This window comes from Azospirillum brasilense, from assembly GCF_022023855.1.
Lineage (GTDB): Bacteria > Pseudomonadota > Alphaproteobacteria > Azospirillales > Azospirillaceae > Azospirillum > Azospirillum brasilense_F.
On the sequence record NZ_CP059451.1, the window covers coordinates 309,910 to 324,986 of the forward strand.

A 15,077-nucleotide genomic window follows, 5' to 3' on the forward strand; every position below is an offset into this window, starting at 1 on the left:
CTGAAATCGGGAACGGAATCAGAAGCGTCAGAGGGCGGGAACGTCCGCCCGGACGGCGCAGCCGCGAAGTCCCTCCAGCAGCGTTTCGGCATCGAGGTCGCGGCCGATGAAGACAAGCTGGTTCAGCCGTTCCTCGCCGGGTTTCCAAGGCCGGCCCGGCCGCCCGTCCAGCGTCATGTGGACGCCGTGAAAGACGAAGCGGCGGCCCTGGCCGTCGAGATCCAGCACGCCCTTGGCGCGCAGCAGGTCACGCCCCTTGTCCTGGATAAGCTGGTTGAGCCAGCGGTCGACGGCCGCCGGGTCAAGCCGTCCGGGCTCGCGAAAGGCCACGCAGCCGATGCCGGCGTCGTGTTCGTGCTCATGCTCATCCAGGATATCGGGGTCGAGGCGCAGGATGTTCTGCAGGTCGAAGGCGCCGATGCCGAGGATCTCCGAGAGCGGCAGGGCGCACTCCTCGGTGCGGTGGATGCGCGCCAGCGGGTTGAGCCGGCGGATCTCGCGTTCCACGGCGTCGAGCGCCGCGGCGGGTTCCAGGTCGATCTTGTTCAGCAGGATAACGTCCGCGAAGGCAACCTGTTCGCGCGCTTCGTCATGACCGAGTTGCAGGGGAAGGTGGCGGGCATCGGCCACGGTGATGATGGCGTCCAGTACAAAGCGGCCACGCAGCCCTTCGTCCAGCACGAAGGATTGAATGACGGGAGCCGGGTCGGCAAGGCCGCTCGTTTCGATCACCACCCGGTCGAATCCGCGTTCGCCTTCGGCCAGCTTCACCAACGCCTCGATCAGGTCACCGCGGACGATGCAGCAGACGCACCCGTTGTTGAGTTCGACGATCGTCTCGTCCGTCGCCGTCACGAGCAGCCCGTCGATGCCAAGTTCCCCATATTCGTTGACGATGACGGCGGTCCGCCCGCCACCGCACTCCGCCAGGATGCGGTTGAGCAGGGTCGTCTTGCCGGCCCCGAGAAATCCGGTCAACACGGTCACCGGAATCGGTCGCATGGCGATGCTCCGTTGCTTCAGGTTGCAAAGGGCAGCCTTCACCTGCGGAGATGGCCGAAAAGATCCGGACGTTCCGCTTCAGCGCTGCTGTGGTATACATTGCACCGCATACCATTCGCTGACTCAACAAGCGGCAGAGGGCAATTCCGGACAAAGCGCCTATCAGAATCGGCCAACCGCTTTGTGTGGATCGACATGGGGATACGGACTCTGACGCGGTTCGGGAGTCCTGGCACCGCATGGCGGCGTGGTGCGGGAATGGGGGATTGGCGACGGCTTGGGGTTCGGTGCGGAAGCCGGGCGCTGTTGATGCTCGCGCTAAGAACCGCTGGCCGCGACGGAGGGAGTATGCCGTCTTGAGAGCGATCGGCGAGCAGACCGCCGACGCGCCGAAAAGCGGCGTTCTCAAGGGGGCTGAATTCTCAGTTTTGGTTGCAAAGTCGCAAATACGCTGGGAGAGCGGCGCTATACGGGCTCAGTTCGCCCCAAAGCCAGATCAAGTGTCGGAAAGTCTTGGCGAGGTTGGCGATGCCGCTCGTCACCGTCGCGCGACCGAGGCCGATGGCACGGATGAACGACAGCCGGTCGCGCACCTGATACCAGCCTTGGCGACGGCGGCGGTGGCGGACCTGGGTTGGTTCCCGTTTCCCGAATACACTCAGCCCGGCTTTTTCGCAGCAACGCCCGGCAAATATGCTCAGAAAACGACGCCGCTACTCATGGTCACCGACGGGCGGCATGGAGACCACCATATCGACCCAGATGCTTCCGCCCGTGGTCATGTGGTCGTGCATGTGCCGGCGCGCGGCCTCGCCATCCCCTTCCAGGATCGCTTTCACGAAAAGGTCGTGTTCCGTGTAGGACTTCAAGGGACGCGCGGTGTGCTGGAACGGATACTGGCGGTAGATGCGCAGGCGACTGCGAATGAGTTTCGCCTGATGCTCCAGATGCTCGTTCCGGCTTCCGGCGTAGATCAACTCATGGAGTTCGCGATTGAGATTGTCGTAGGCCTCGATGTCGCCGGCCTCGGCGGCGGCGCGGCTCGCTTCGTGCACTTCCAGAAGACGCTTGCGCCCGGCGATTCCCATGCGGCGGGCGGAAAGGCTGGCGGCCAGGGATTCCAGTTCGACCAGAACCTCCATCATGCCGACGAGCTGCTTGGCGGACATCCGCAATACGGAGGCGCCGGCTCCCGGCTTTATCGTGACCAGGCCGCTCGAACCGAGCTGGGACAGCACCTCGCGCACCGGCGTCCGTGACACGCCGAACCGTTCGGCCAAAGCTCGTTCGTCCAGGCGCTCACCGGGCGCGATGATCCCGCCCAGAATTTCCTGTTCGAGCACCTGCCGCATTTCCGTTACGCGGCTTGGCTTTTCCGCCTGCATGGCATGATCCGTTGGCAAATCGGGATCGGCCAACAGTATCGCGTGCGCCGGTCGGCGTCAATGTGATGGTATGCCAAAACTCGCTTTTGGTCGACCGAAGAGCCGCAACCGGCGGAGAAATCAGGCCGTAGCAAGCCGCAGCGCACCCTCGCCCGGCGAAGGTTTTCAGCGCTCTCCAACGCGCAAAGCACGATCGGATACCGATGCCGCCTATTGCTGGGCGAGCAAACCATAAGCGTGCCAAACTTTCCATGTTGCATTCCATTGTCGCTCTCTGGTATGCATATCGTCGTTCATGGTTCTTTAGAAAAACGAAGGCGGTATCCGCAGGGCCGCGCCGTCGCCAATGACGGCGCCTGGGAGGAAACAATGAACGGGACGCCACGGGGTCAATCGGACGGGCCGGCGACAGCCCCCCAACTGACCGTGAAGGACGCGGTGGGCACCATCCGGCTCAACCGCCCGCTTCAGCACAATCGGATCGACGTGGCGGACATCGCCATTCTGGAGGAAAGAATCGCGGCCGCCGAAGCGAACCCGTCCGTTCGCGTGCTGGTTCTGACCGCGACGGGGCCGAGCTTCTCGTCCGGGTACGACCTGAGCACGGCCCAATCGTCCCAGCGCGGCGGGGCGGACGGTCAGGACGGGGAGAATGCCTTCGCACGGTTGTGCGATCGCGTTGAAGCGGTCCGTGTTCCGACGATCTGCGCCCTCAACGGCAGCGTCTATGGTGGCTCTACCGACTTGGCGCTCGCCTGCGACTTCCGCATCGGCGTGACCGGGATGCGCATGCGCATGCCGGCCGGGCAGCTTGGCATACAATTCTACCCCGGCGGCCTTCGCCGTTACGTGTCGCGGCTCGGCCTCAACGCGGCCAAGCGCTTGTTTCTCACGGCGGAAACGATCGCCGACCACGAAATGTTGAACATCGGCTTCCTGGACCGGGTCGTCGATCCCGACGACCTCCCGGCCGCCGTGGACGAACTGGCCGGACGCATCACGGCCTGCGCGCCGCAGGCCATCGCCGGCATGAAGCGCGCGCTCAATGACATCGCCCGTGGAGAAATGGACGATCGGGCGGCGGAAGCGGCCTTCACCGCGAGCCTACGATCCGACGAGTTCGCCAACGCCCTGAAGGTTTGGTCGCAGCGCCGAGCGTCCTGACCGCCTCCGCCCCGGGCGCACGCCGGATCGGCGCACCAGCCGCATTCGACCGCCCCATTCAAAAAGAGACCGTCCATGACCGACCAGAACCTGGTTCTGAACACGACCCCCCATGCCCTCGCGCGCGAGTTGTCGGGTTTGCTGCTGATCGGCGGCGAGCTCCGGCCGGCGGCCACGGGGAAGACCTTCGATATCGTGAACCCCGCAACGGGCGACGTGATCGCCACGGCGGCGGACGGCGGCGAGCGGGACGTTGACGCCGCGGTCCGCGCGGCGGCCGCGGCGCAAGGCGCCTGGGCGCGCCTTTCGGCGCGCGAGCGGGGCCGGCTGCTGGTCGAATGCGGGCGCCGTCTGACCGGCCATGCCGAGGAGATCGGGCGCCTGCTCGCCCTCGAGACGGGGAAGGCCATTCGGACCGAAAGCCGGGTCGAGGCGTCGCTGGTGGCGGACACCCTGACCTTCTACGGCGGGCTCGCGTCCGAGCTGAAGGGCGAAACCGTCCCCTTCCACCCGAAGATGCTGACCTTCACCCAGCGCGAGCCGATCGGCGTCGTCGGCGCCATCATCCCGTGGAACGTGCCGCTGTACCTGATGGCGCTCAAGATCGCGCCGGCGCTGGTCGCCGGAAACGCGGTCATCGTCAAATCCGCCGAGGAGGCGCCTCTCGCGGCCCTGCGCGTCGTCCAGGTCATGAACCAGGTTCTGCCGACGGGGGTCCTCAACATCCTGTCGGGCGACGGTCCCGGCTGCGGCGCCCCCCTGGTCACCCATCCGGGGGTCGGCAAGGTGACCTTCACCGGCTCGGTGGAGACGGGGAAGATCATTTCGCATCTGGCGGCCGACAAGCTGATCCCCGTCACCCTCGAACTGGGCGGCAAAAGCCCGATGATCGTGATGGGCGACGCCGATCTCGACAAGGCCATCGACGGCGCCGTGGCGGGCATGCGCTTCACGCGGCAGGGCCAGAGCTGCACCGCCTCCTCGCGCATCTTCGTCCACGAGAGCCTTCACGACTCCTTCATCGACAAACTCAAGGCGAAGGTCGACGCCATGACCATGGGCGACCCGCTGGACGAGGCGACGGACATCGGCACCATCATCTCGCCGCAGCAGTTCGAGCGGGTGCAGTCCTACATCGCGCTCGGCGAGACGGCGGAGGGCGCGGTGGCCCATCGTTGCTCGGCCCTGCCGAAGGACGAGCGGTTGGCGCGCGGCCTGTTCGTACAGCCCGTCCTCTTCACCGGCCTTGCCAACGATCACCGGCTGGCCCGCGAGGAAATCTTCGGACCGGTCACCTGCGTGATCGCCTTCCGCGACTACGAGGACGCGTTGGCCATGGCCAACGACAGCGATTTCGGCCTCGCCGCGACCATCTGGACGCGCGATCTCCGCACCGCCCTCGACGCGACCCGGCGGCTCCAGGCCGGCTTCGTGCAGGTCAACCAGAACCTCGTGGTTCAGCCGGGCCTGTCCTACGGCGGCTTCAAGCAGTCCGGCCTTGGCAAGGAAGCATCCCTCGAAGCGATGCTCGACCACTTCACGCACAAGAAGACGGTCATCATCAACATGGACTGATCAAGAATTCATCAAAAAAAGGGAGGAAACAAGAATGCGTACGTCCTTTATCGCCGCCCTTCTCGCCACGACGACCTTGACGGCGGGAGCGGCCCAGGCCGCCGACGTCATCCGGATCGGCGTTCTGAACGATCAGTCGGGTCTGTACAGCGAATTCGGCGGCGCCGGTTCGGTCGAGGCGGCGCGGCTGGCCGTCGAGGATTTCGGCGGCCAGGTTCTGGGCAAGAAGATCGAGATCCTGTCGGCGGACCACCAGAACAAGCCCGACATCGGGCTGGCGAAGGCCCGCGAATGGTTCGACACCCAGGGCGTCCATGCCATCGCCGACCTGACCAATTCGGCCATCGCCATCGGGGTCCAGAACCTCGCCCGCGAACGCGGGAAGATCACCCTGGCCACTGGTCCGGGGACGACGCGCCTCACCAACGAAGACTGCTCGCCCAACGGCTTCCACTGGATGTGGGACACCTATTCCCAGGCGGTCGGAACCGCCCGCGCCGTGGTCCAGGACGGCGGCAAGGACTGGTTCATGCTGACCGCCGACTATGCCTTCGGTCATCAGATGTCCGCCGACATCGACAAGACGGTCAAGGAGAACGGCGGCAAGGTGCTGGGGCAGGTCAGGCACCCGCTCGGCAACAGCGATTTCTCCTCCTTCCTTCTCCAGGCACAGGCGTCCAAGGCCGCGATCATTGGGCTCGCCAACGGCGGGACGGACACCACCAACGCGGTCAAGCAGGCGGCGGAGTTCGGCATCACCAGCAGCGGCCAGAAGCTCGTCGGGCTGGCCGTCCTGATCAGCGACGTGCATGCGCTCGGCCTTGAAAACGCCAAGGGGCTGATCGCGACCACGGCCTACTACTGGGATCGCGACGAGGGCAGCCGCAAGCTGGGTGAGCGCTTCGAGGCGCGCATGAAGCGCAAACCCAACATGGTCCAGGCCGGCGTGTACTCGGCGGTGACGCATTACCTGAAGGCGATGCAGGCGGCCGGCACCGACGACGGCACCGTGGTCGCCGCCAAGATGAGGGAACTTCCCGTCGACGATCTCATCACCAAGGGCGGCAAGGTCCGCGAGGACGGCCGGGTCATCCGTGACATGTACCTGATCGAGGTCAAGACTCCGGCCGAGTCCAAGGGACCCTGGGATTATTACAAGGTTCAGCGCACCATCCCCGGCGACCAGGCGGCGATCCCCTTGAGCGAAAGCAAGTGCTCCCTGGTCAAGAAGTGACCCACTGAAAGACCCTTCCGGAGGAAAATCATGGCGCGGATTGCTTTCATCGGACTCGGCAACATGGGCCGTCCCATGTGCGACAACCTGACCAAGGCCGGGCATGACGTCGTCGGGTACGACGTGGTGGCCGCGGCGCGCGACGCCTACGCCGCCGCCGGTGGCCGCGTGGTTTCCACGCTGGCCGATGCGCTGGCCGATGCCGACACCGTCATCAGCATGATCCCGACGGGAAAGCATGTGCGGGCCGCCTACGAGGGCCAAGACGAGGGTGAGGGCGGCGTGCTGGCGCACGCCCGTCCGGGCACGATGCTGATCGACTGCTCCACCATCGACGTGGAGAGCGCGCGGGCGGTCAGCAAGGCGGCGGCCGAGGCCGGTTTCGTCATGGTGGACGCCCCGGTGTCCGGCGCCGTTCCGGCGGCGCAGGCCGGGACCCTGACCTTCATGGTCGGCGGCACCGCCGAGGGTTTCGAGCGCGCCCGCCCGGTGCTGGCTGCCATGGGTCCCAAAATCTTCCATGTCGGCGCATCCGGGAACGGCGTAGCCCTGAAGATCTGCAACAACATGATGGCGGGCATGAGCATGGTCGCCATCAGCGAGGTGTTCGCCCTGGCCGAGAAGCTCGGGCTCGACCACCAGACGGTCTACGATGTCATGACCGTGTCCTCGGGCAATTGCTGGGCCTTGCAGAGCTATTGCCCGGTTCCGGGGCCGGTGCCGGCATCGCCGGCCAACCGCGACTACCAGCCGGGCTTCGCGGCGGCCATGATGCTGAAGGACATGCGCCTGTCCCAGAACGCGGCCGCCACCAGCGGCGCCGCCACGCCGCTCGCCGGCAGCGCCGCCGCGCTCTACCAGATGCTTGTGGAGCACGGTCACGGAAACAAGGATTTCAGCGCCGTCTTCGCCCTGATCACCGGACGGCTGACATCGGCGTGAAAGGGAAACCGAGCATGGTTCATGCGATCCGCGTCCACCAGCCCGGTGGTCCCGAAGCCCTGGCCTGGGAGGAGGTGGCCGTGCCGCCGCCCGGCCCGGGGGAGGCCCTGGTCCGCCACACGGCGATCGGCGTCAACCTCATCGACACCTATCACCGCTCGGCCCTCTCCGGGCAGTACGCGATCCCACGCCCAGCCGTGCTGGGTGTGGAGGGCGCCGGCGTCGTCGAGGCGGTCGGCCCCGGCGTCACCGATGTGGCGCCCGGCGACCGCGTCGCCTACTGGATGCTGCTCGGCGCCTACGCCGAGCAGCGCATTGTTCCCACGCACCGCTTGGTGAAACTGCCGGACACGGTGCCGGACGAGGTGGCCGCCGCCGCGATGGTCAAGGGGACGACGGCGCAGTATCTGCTGCATCGCGTTCACCCGGTCAAGGCGGGGGAAACCCTTCTCGTGCACGCCGCGGCGGGCGGCGTCGGCCAGATGCTGTGCCAGTGGGCGCACGCTCTGGGGGCGACGGTGATCGGCACGGTCGGCTCGCCGGAAAAGGCGGCCGTCGCCCGGGGCGCCGGCTGCGATCACGTCATCCTCTACCGCGAGGAGGATTTCGTCGCGCGCGTCCGCGACATCACCGGCGGTCGCGGTGTCGACGTGGTCTACGACTCCGTCGGGCAGGACACCTTCATGGCGTCGCTGGACTGTCTGAAGCCCTTCGGCCTGATGGTCAGCTTCGGACAGGCGAGCGGCCCAGTGCCGCCCTTGGATATCAGCGTGTTGGCGCAAAAGGGCTCGATCTTCCTCGCCAAGCCGACCCTGGCCACGGTCACCCGCAGCCGCGACGACATCGAGACCCTGGCCGGCGGGCTGTTCGAGGCCCTGGCCTCGGGCCGCGTCCAGGTCGGCATCGCCCATCGGACGCCGCTCACCGAGGCCGCATCGGTGCACCGCGACCTGGAAGCCCGCCGCACGACGGGATCGATCGTGCTCATTCCCTGAAGCGAACCGTCCTTCGCTTCAGGGAATGACATGGCCCGCATCGCGGCGACAGGAACACCGGAATGACGCACAATCTTTACAGCCTGCTTTTGAAACCCGGAGCACCGTCCGACGCGCGGGTGGCCCTGCGAACCGATACGGGGCGAACCGACAGGGGGCGGACCTGGACCTACGCGGACCTGTGGCGAACCGCCGGACGCATGGCACACCTCCTTGACGAGGCCGGCGTCGGTCCGGGAAACCGGGTCGCCGTGCAGGTGGCGAAGTCGCCCGAGGCGGTGTGCCTTTATCTCGCCGTCCTGCAACTCGGGGCCATCTACCTGCCGCTCAACACGGCCTACACGCTGGCCGAACTGCGCTACTTTCTCGACGACGCGGAACCCACGGTGTTCGTCGGGCAGACTCCGGTCGTGGGCGATCTGGTGCCACCGGCTGGGTGCCGAACCTTCACGCTCGATCCGGACGGCGAAGGAACCGTGATGGCGGCGTGCCGCGGACGGCCACCCTGGGAGCGTGTCGCCGAGGTGGGTCCCGACGAGGTGGCGGCGATCCTCTACACCTCCGGAACGACGGGGCGCCCCAAGGGCGCCATGATCTCCCACGGCAATCTGGCCTTTGGCACCCGCACACTGAACGCGCTTTGGGGCATCTCCGAAGCCGATGTGCTGTTGCATGCCCTGCCCATTTTCCACGCACACGGCCTGTTCATCGCCTTGAACTCGATGCTGTATGCGGGCGCGTCCTCTGTTTTCCTTCCCAAGTTCACGCCCGACGCCGTGATCGAGCATCTGCCGCACAGCACCGTGTTCATGGGCGTCCCGACGCTCTACACGCGCCTCCTGGCCGACCCGCGGCTCGCCAGGGAGCGCTGCGGAACCATGCGCCTGTTCACCTGCGGCTCGGCTCCTCTGTCACGGGAAATCTTCGAGGCGTTCGAGGCTCGCACCGGGCATCGGATTCTCGAACGCTACGGCATGACGGAAACCACGATCATTGCCTCCAATCCTCTCGACGGCGAGCGTCTGCCCGGCACGGTCGGCTACCCCCTGCCGGGGCTGGAGGTCCGGGTTGTGGACGCCGCCGGACAGCCGCAGCCTGCGGGCACGGTCGGCGGCCTCGAACTGCGCGGTCCGAACGTGTTCAAGGGCTATTGGCGGATGCCGGAAAAAACGGCGGCGGAATTCCGGCCGGACAGCTTCTTCATGACGGGGGATCTGGCGCGCGCCGCGCCGGACGGCCGTCTCACGCTGGTCAGCCGCGCGAAGGAGATCATCATTTCCGGCGGCTACAATGTTTATCCGCGCGAGGTGGAGATCGTGCTCAACCGCATCGATGGGGTGGGCGAGACCGCGGTCTTCGGCGTTCCCCACCCCGATTTCGGCGAGGGCGTGGTGGCCGCCGTCGAGCGCCAACCGGGCGGCGAGCCGCTCGATCCAGCCTCCATTCTCGCACGGGCGGCGCGCGAACTCGCCGGATACAAGCTGCCCAAGGCCGTGATCGTCCAGGATGCCCTGCCCCGGAACGCCATGGGAAAGATTCTAAAGAACGAACTCAGTTCGCAGCACAAGGACGTGTTCAGGAAGCGAGACGCGACCGGTTGAGGTGTCGGCGCACGAAGGCAAAGGGCCATAGTGAACCGCGCCGGCGACGCCGAGCGATCCCGTCAATGCCGAAGCCTGTCGTCAGCAGGCGGAGCATTGGTTCCGCGCAGCCCACGGCCGCACCGATCCCTGAGGCTCGCTGATACAGTTGTCGGTATCCTCGGGCCGTGGCGGCCTGACCCAGACCAAATGGCCTCCGGAAAATCCGGAGCGGTTCAGTCACTATGTCCTCATCGACTGGAGCGACGAGTTCCAGCGCAGCATCCGTTTGCGAAATCCGGAGCTTCTGTCCTCGGCCGCGCCGAGGAACGCGCTGAGCGGATCGCACACGACGAGCCGCGGCGCCGCATCATAAAAGGATGGAAAGGTCATAACCGGATCATGCCACGATGATGCGAGGGCCTCTTTGTCCTCGCGCAAACGGCACGGCCAAGCACCGCCGGCAAGCGGGAAATGCCCAACGGAGGAAGGCAGGCTCTCACCCCACCCTCCCCCTGCGCATCCCACCGGGGTGGGATCAATGCTTCATCTCACCGAGCTGCTTGCGGGAGTCGCCGCTCTTGTCGAGGATGACGCTGTCGTCCGCCTTGCCATCGACTTCCAGAATGCCGATGAGCCCCTTGGTGGCGCGGCTCAGAGCGTGGTCGACCAAGGCGTACTTGCCCGGATAGTCGACCTTGAACTCCACCATCGTCGCCCCGCCCGGCGCCACCGTGACCGTCTGGACATTCTTCAGCGGCGGCGTGTCCAGGGCACCGAGATTGTGGACGCGATCGAAGATCTCGCCGATGACATGGAACGACGAGGTGAAGTTCGGCCCACCGACACCGAACCAGATGCGCACGGTTTCGCCCACACTGGCCTTCAGCGGCTTGTCCTTCACCAGCCCACCCACGGCGCCGTTGAACACCAGATAGCCGGGCTTCTCGTTGACCAAGCCGTCGTAGTCATCCTCCGCCGCCGGCAGGTTCTTCGCCTTGGTGGCGTAGATCTCCTGCTGCATCACATAGAATTCCTTGTCGACCTTCGGCAGGCCGCCTTCGGGCTCCACCACGATCAGGCCGAACATGCCCTTGGCGATGTGCTGAGCGACCATCGGCGTGGCGCAGTGATAGACGTAGACGCCCGGCGCCATCGCCTTGAACGAGAATTCCTTGGTCTGGCCCGGCTCCGCCTGGGTGATCTGTCCGCCGCCGAGGAAACCGGTGGCCGCGTGGAAATCAATGGAATGGTTCATGACCGACCCGGGCGCGTTCGTCATGGACACGTTCACCGTGTCGCCGACACGGACGCGGACCATCGGGCCGGGAACCTTGTTGTTGAACGTCCAGTAGGTGTAGGTCGTGCCGTCATCCAGCCTGGCTTCGACCTCGGTCGTGGTCAGCACGACATTGTGGGTCTTGGGCGCGCGCGTGCCCGCCGCTTCCGGCGCCGGGACCGCCGCGGGGTCCTGGACGATGTCGACCGCCGGCTCCTTGACCTTCGGCTCGGCGTACAGCGTGGTGGCCGATGCGGCGCCGATCCCCGACAGGGCGATGAGGGCGGCGGCGCTGACGGTGGCGAGGAAGGTCTTGGTTTTCATGATGCAATCCAGGGCGAGTGTTGCTTCTGAAGCCAACATCCCGGATTTCACGCCCCGATTACTTGACGGCCGTCAAGAATTTGAAGAAAGGGCAATGCCCTGTTTTTTCGAATTTCTCTTGCTTTTGTCACAACTCCAATAAAGCCCGGTGAGCAGGCTGCGCGCGATGTTGCGCGCGCGGTCGGTGAAAAAAGCGGCGGCGGCGGGCGGGCAGACCTCGGCGGCTGTGTCGGAGAACAGCGACAGCCAACGGTCAAACTGCGCCGGCCCGATGTCTAGGTTGGCATGCAGCGGCATCGGACGGCCGTGGTAGCGGCCCGAAAGCAGGGCGACCGACGACCAGAAATCCTCCATGGTGCGCAGATGCGGCTCCCAGTCGGTGATGGTCCGGTCGAACACCGGCCCCAGCGTCGCGTCGGCTCGAACCTTTCCGTAGAAGGCATGGACGAGCGTCCGGATCATCGCTTCGTCGATGCCGGTTGCAGCGACGCGTTCGGCGATGACGATGTCCCGGTGCGTGCGGTGGGGTGCGGCGTTCATGGTCAATGGCTCCTTCCCGGTCAAGCAGCCTTGCGCGACTCGTCGCGGCGGTCCACGTCGGCGGACGGCTGGCCCGCCAGCGTGTCGGCGAAGCCGTGGTTCACGTCGCGATGGTTGGCCTCGTCGTTGCGGACGGCGAGTACGACATCGCGCAAGGTCGCGGCTTCCGGAAGCTTCCAGTAATCGATGGCGAGGCGCGGGGCCGGCGGGTTCGCGTGCCGGCCGGCGTCGATCTCGGCGAGATAGCCGGTGTAGCTGACGACCGCTTCCTCTTCGAAATAGCCGACCACGCGGTGGGCCGTCTTCGGCGAGATCAGGTACAGCAGGAAGAAGGCGTTGTAGAAGGCACCCTGGGTCAGCAGGATCAGGACGCGTTCCAGCCAGTTCGGTTTCGCCACCTCGATGAAGGTCATCAGGTGCATGCGTTCGTTCTCCGCCTCGTCGAGCAGGGTGTGAATCCAGCCCTGGTCGTGCTGCATGCGGCGCAGGCAGCGCAGATGCTGCAACGTCGCGCCGACCATGCCCGGAACCGCCGCAACCGTTTCCAGCACGATGGCGCGATGGCCGTAGCGTTTGGCGAAAAAGGTGTCGGCCAGCAGGCGCAGTGCCTTGGTGAAGCCCAGCGCGATGCGGTCACTGAGGTCGCGCGGCGTGTGATGCGTGGTGAGGATGAGAGGCTTCATGATGTGAGCTCCTTGGCTCCGGTGCGCTGGCGCGCCCGATCGACGATGGCCGCCGGCGTCTTCAGCGTGAGTGGATGTCCGGTGGATCAAGCGCGTCGCCGGTGGCGGCAATCGTGCGATGTCATGGGAATAATATGCACTATAAATGCATCTTTAAGAATGGACAGATTGTCGCACCAGTCCGCGTTCGAAGCGGATCCTGAGCGTCTAACGCCTCATGGGGCGCATACTAGATGCTGAAGCAGATGCTAAGCAGACTGCATCGCAACGCGGCGATCTGCAGCAAATTAAAACATTCATATTCAATGAATGTATATGGCGGGGCCGATCTCTTTGGCAGATACGGGCTTGATGCCTGACGTGCTGCCCTTCGCTTCCGGATTGAGGGGCGTTTCAGCTGGATCGCGATGTGCGTGCTGTGGTCCGGGCGCTGAACCGCTCCTGAATCCAGTTGGCGATTTCGTCGGAGAACTCTGCCGGGGCCTTCCGGCCGAATGTGTTGGCAACGTTGGCAAGCGTCTCTTGGGCCAGTACGGCCCGCATCGCCTTTTCCGCGCGAATCATCACCGCATGGACCGCACAGACACCGGATGTCGCCCAGGAGGGCGGTCGCTGGCCGAACACTGCACAGCGACCGCGGATTTCCTGGCAATCGAAAAGCGGCTTGTCGCCTTCGATCGCATCGACAATGTCCAGAAAGGTGATGTCTTCCGGCGCTTTGGCGAGTCGATAGCCGCCGCGCACGCCTTCGCTAGCCATGACGAGTCCGGCCTTTTCAAGCTTCGGGAAAATCTTGGCCAGAAAAGACGGTGAGATGCCCTGCAGTTCGGCCAGGTCACGGCTGCTCAGTGGCTGGTTACCCGATGAGACCAGCCAGAGGAGGCAGTGAATGCCGTACTCAACGCTGACGGTGAGATGTGCCATGGCCGGTTCCGATAGAAAACAGGGGAACGGGGACATTAATAATCCGCGTTTCAAAGCGCAAGCCGTCCCTGTTCCGCAACGCCTCCGTCACTTCTTGTCCGGCGTGGTCAACTCCGTATCAGCGGTGTCCACAACGAAGACCGCAAGGAGTTTCGCCGGCTTGGTGTCGCTGGCGTTGGCGCTGACCCCATGATGGTCGCCCGGCAGTTCGGTGAAGTTCTCGCCGACACGATAGGTTTTGGCCGGGCCGTCATTGACCTTGCTGCGGATCGCCCCTTCCAGCACGGTGGCGTAGATGAGCGCCGACTTCGCATGGGTATGGGCAGGTGAAGAGCCGCCCGGACCATATTCGACCAGCACGCCCTTGACGCTCTTGCCGGGCACGTCGGGCAGTGCGTGTTCGTAGACCAAAGTCACCTTGGCATTTTTCGGCTGGGGAGTATCCGCGAGAGCCGTGGCGAACGGCAGGGTCGCGACCAGCAAGGGGGCGAGAAAGCGTTTCATGGTTCTGCTCCTTCGGCAATCGATGGCTTTGATTGGACGCCGGTAAAGACGCCCTGCGGCGGAAAGTCGATCAGACGCCGGCCTTGGACCGATTGAGCCAGTCAGTCAGGTTGATCTGGCCGAGGCGGGCCGGGCCGGTGGGGACCAGGGAAAACTCGGTGACGCGGCCGCCGAAATAGCGGGCTGCCGGATCGCTGACAGCGGTGCGGCGGTCGCCCACCGCCGTCAGATAACGGCCGACGATGTCGGCGAAGGGGCCGCGGTCCGGGCCGGCAATGTCGATGAGGCCGTTGAGCGGCTGCGCCAGGGCGGTCTCTGCCAGGACGGCCGCCACATCGTCCGCGGCAATCGGCTGGAACTGCACCGGCGCCAGCCGCACCGTGTCGCCGTCGGCATGGCCGTCGGCGATGCCGGCGAGGAATTCCAGGAACTGGGTGGCGCGGACAACGGTGTAGGGAATGCCGGACTGCGCGATCAGCCGTTCCTGTTCCACCTTGGCACGGAAATAGCCAAGGTCGGCGACGCGGTCGGTACCGACGATCGACAGGGCGACATGGTGGCGGACACCGGCCTTCGCCTCGACCGCGGCCAGATTGCCGCCGGAGGTCCGGAAGAAGTCGGTCACGACCCCTTCGTCGAAGGACGGGACATTGGACACGTCGACAACGACCGCAGCGCCGTTCAGCGCACCGGCCAATCCTTCGCCGGTGATGGTGTTCACGCCCTTGCTGGGCGAAGCGGCCACGACCTCATGGCCGCTGGCGCTCAGGATGGCGACAAGCTTGGAACCGATCAGTCCCGTTCCACCGATGACGACGATTTTCATGAGTCCCTCTCCTGTCCGACGGGCATCCGTTGCCTGATTGAGAAGCCGGGGAATGGCGAAAGGCGGCAGCGGGCATTCGGTCCCTGCTGATCGCCGTGATCCGGCCGCCATCCGGTAACG

14 protein-coding genes are annotated in these 15,077 nt (G+C 65.4%); 6 read left to right on the forward strand and 8 right to left on the reverse strand.

Annotated elements, in window-relative coordinates:
- Nucleotides 1–27: 27 nt before the first annotated feature.
- Together H1Q64_RS24130 and H1Q64_RS24135 are read right to left on the reverse strand one after the other, a co-directional pair.
- Entirely contained in the window at nt 28–1,002 is a 975-nt protein-coding gene (locus tag H1Q64_RS24130; protein ID WP_237907068.1) for a CobW family GTP-binding protein, read from the reverse strand.
- A 713-nt stretch (nt 1,003–1,715) separates the two neighbouring features.
- Complete coding sequence (locus tag H1Q64_RS24135) at nt 1,716–2,387, reverse strand: GntR family transcriptional regulator (protein ID WP_237907069.1); 672 nt, start codon at nt 2,385–2,387, stop codon at nt 1,716–1,718.
- 279 nt (nt 2,388–2,666) lie between these two features.
- On the opposite strand from H1Q64_RS24135, the gene H1Q64_RS24140 reads away from it, so the two are divergent.
- The 6 genes from H1Q64_RS24140 to H1Q64_RS24165 all read left to right on the forward strand — a co-directional run bounded on the left by H1Q64_RS24140 (nt 2,667) and on the right by H1Q64_RS24165 (nt 9,898).
- Nucleotides 2,667–3,551, forward strand: a complete 885-nt coding sequence (locus H1Q64_RS24140; RefSeq protein WP_237907070.1) for an enoyl-CoA hydratase/isomerase family protein — start codon at nt 2,667–2,669, stop codon at nt 3,549–3,551.
- A 75-nt stretch (nt 3,552–3,626) separates the two neighbouring features.
- On the forward strand, nt 3,627–5,126 hold the full coding sequence (locus H1Q64_RS24145) for an aldehyde dehydrogenase family protein (RefSeq protein ID WP_237907071.1): 1,500 nt from the start codon (nt 3,627–3,629) through the stop codon (nt 5,124–5,126).
- A gap of 34 nt (nt 5,127–5,160) precedes the next feature.
- Nucleotides 5,161–6,360 (forward strand): ABC transporter substrate-binding protein, encoded by a 1,200-nt coding sequence (locus tag H1Q64_RS24150; protein ID WP_237907072.1) that lies wholly within the window; start codon nt 5,161–5,163, stop codon nt 6,358–6,360.
- A gap of 30 nt (nt 6,361–6,390) precedes the next feature.
- Nucleotides 6,391–7,302 carry a 3-hydroxyisobutyrate dehydrogenase gene (gene mmsB, locus H1Q64_RS24155; RefSeq protein ID WP_237907073.1) on the forward strand — a complete coding sequence of 304 codons (912 nt, stop codon included), beginning with the start codon at nt 6,391–6,393 and terminating at the stop codon, nt 7,300–7,302.
- Between the two features lie 14 nt (nt 7,303–7,316).
- Complete coding sequence (locus H1Q64_RS24160) at nt 7,317–8,297, forward strand: quinone oxidoreductase family protein (RefSeq protein WP_237907074.1); 981 nt, start codon at nt 7,317–7,319, stop codon at nt 8,295–8,297.
- Nucleotides 8,298–8,359: 62 nt separating this feature from the next.
- Nucleotides 8,360–9,898 carry an AMP-binding protein gene (locus H1Q64_RS24165; RefSeq protein ID WP_237907075.1) on the forward strand — a complete coding sequence of 513 codons (1,539 nt, stop codon included), beginning with the start codon at nt 8,360–8,362 and terminating at the stop codon, nt 9,896–9,898.
- Between the two features lie 517 nt (nt 9,899–10,415).
- On the opposite strand, the gene nirK is transcribed toward H1Q64_RS24165, so the two are convergent.
- The 6 genes from nirK to H1Q64_RS24195 form a co-directional block, all read right to left on the reverse strand.
- On the reverse strand, nt 10,416–11,480 hold the full coding sequence (gene nirK, locus H1Q64_RS24170; protein ID WP_237907076.1) for a copper-containing nitrite reductase: 1,065 nt from the start codon (nt 11,478–11,480) through the stop codon (nt 10,416–10,418).
- A 72-nt stretch (nt 11,481–11,552) separates the two neighbouring features.
- Nucleotides 11,553–12,020, reverse strand: a complete 468-nt coding sequence (locus tag H1Q64_RS24175; RefSeq protein WP_237907077.1) for a group III truncated hemoglobin — start codon at nt 12,018–12,020, stop codon at nt 11,553–11,555.
- Between the two features lie 20 nt (nt 12,021–12,040).
- Nucleotides 12,041–12,703: an alternative oxidase gene (locus tag H1Q64_RS24180; protein ID WP_237907078.1), complete on the reverse strand. Its 663-nt coding sequence runs from the start codon at nt 12,701–12,703 to the stop codon at nt 12,041–12,043.
- 393 nt (nt 12,704–13,096) lie between these two features.
- Nucleotides 13,097–13,627 carry an RrF2 family transcriptional regulator gene (locus tag H1Q64_RS24185; protein ID WP_237907079.1) on the reverse strand — a complete coding sequence of 177 codons (531 nt, stop codon included), beginning with the start codon at nt 13,625–13,627 and terminating at the stop codon, nt 13,097–13,099.
- 87 nt (nt 13,628–13,714) lie between these two features.
- Nucleotides 13,715–14,131: a cupin domain-containing protein gene (locus tag H1Q64_RS24190; protein ID WP_237907080.1), complete on the reverse strand. Its 417-nt coding sequence runs from the start codon at nt 14,129–14,131 to the stop codon at nt 13,715–13,717.
- 70 nt (nt 14,132–14,201) lie between these two features.
- Nucleotides 14,202–14,957: an SDR family oxidoreductase gene (locus tag H1Q64_RS24195; RefSeq protein WP_237907081.1), complete on the reverse strand. Its 756-nt coding sequence runs from the start codon at nt 14,955–14,957 to the stop codon at nt 14,202–14,204.
- Nucleotides 14,958–15,077 lie beyond the last annotated feature (120 nt).

Coding starts and splice junctions, on each gene's coding strand:
- H1Q64_RS24130 (WP_237907068.1), bottom strand. CDS start 1,002: ATGCGACCGATTCCGGTGACCGTGTTGACCGGATTTCTCGGGGCCGGC.
- H1Q64_RS24135 (WP_237907069.1), bottom strand. CDS start 2,387: ATGCAGGCGGAAAAGCCAAGCCGCGTAACGGAAATGCGGCAGGTGCTC.
- H1Q64_RS24140 (WP_237907070.1), top strand. CDS start 2,667: ATGCATATCGTCGTTCATGGTTCTTTAGAAAAACGAAGGCGGTATCCG.
- H1Q64_RS24145 (WP_237907071.1), top strand. CDS start 3,627: ATGACCGACCAGAACCTGGTTCTGAACACGACCCCCCATGCCCTCGCG.
- H1Q64_RS24150 (WP_237907072.1), top strand. CDS start 5,161: ATGCGTACGTCCTTTATCGCCGCCCTTCTCGCCACGACGACCTTGACG.
- mmsB (WP_237907073.1), top strand. CDS start 6,391: ATGGCGCGGATTGCTTTCATCGGACTCGGCAACATGGGCCGTCCCATG.
- H1Q64_RS24160 (WP_237907074.1), top strand. CDS start 7,317: ATGGTTCATGCGATCCGCGTCCACCAGCCCGGTGGTCCCGAAGCCCTG.
- H1Q64_RS24165 (WP_237907075.1), top strand. CDS start 8,360: ATGACGCACAATCTTTACAGCCTGCTTTTGAAACCCGGAGCACCGTCC.
- nirK (WP_237907076.1), bottom strand. CDS start 11,480: ATGAAAACCAAGACCTTCCTCGCCACCGTCAGCGCCGCCGCCCTCATC.
- H1Q64_RS24175 (WP_237907077.1), bottom strand. CDS start 12,020: ATGAACGCCGCACCCCACCGCACGCACCGGGACATCGTCATCGCCGAA.
- H1Q64_RS24180 (WP_237907078.1), bottom strand. CDS start 12,703: ATGAAGCCTCTCATCCTCACCACGCATCACACGCCGCGCGACCTCAGT.
- H1Q64_RS24185 (WP_237907079.1), bottom strand. CDS start 13,627: ATGGCACATCTCACCGTCAGCGTTGAGTACGGCATTCACTGCCTCCTC.
- H1Q64_RS24190 (WP_237907080.1), bottom strand. CDS start 14,131: ATGAAACGCTTTCTCGCCCCCTTGCTGGTCGCGACCCTGCCGTTCGCC.
- H1Q64_RS24195 (WP_237907081.1), bottom strand. CDS start 14,957: ATGAAAATCGTCGTCATCGGTGGAACGGGACTGATCGGTTCCAAGCTT.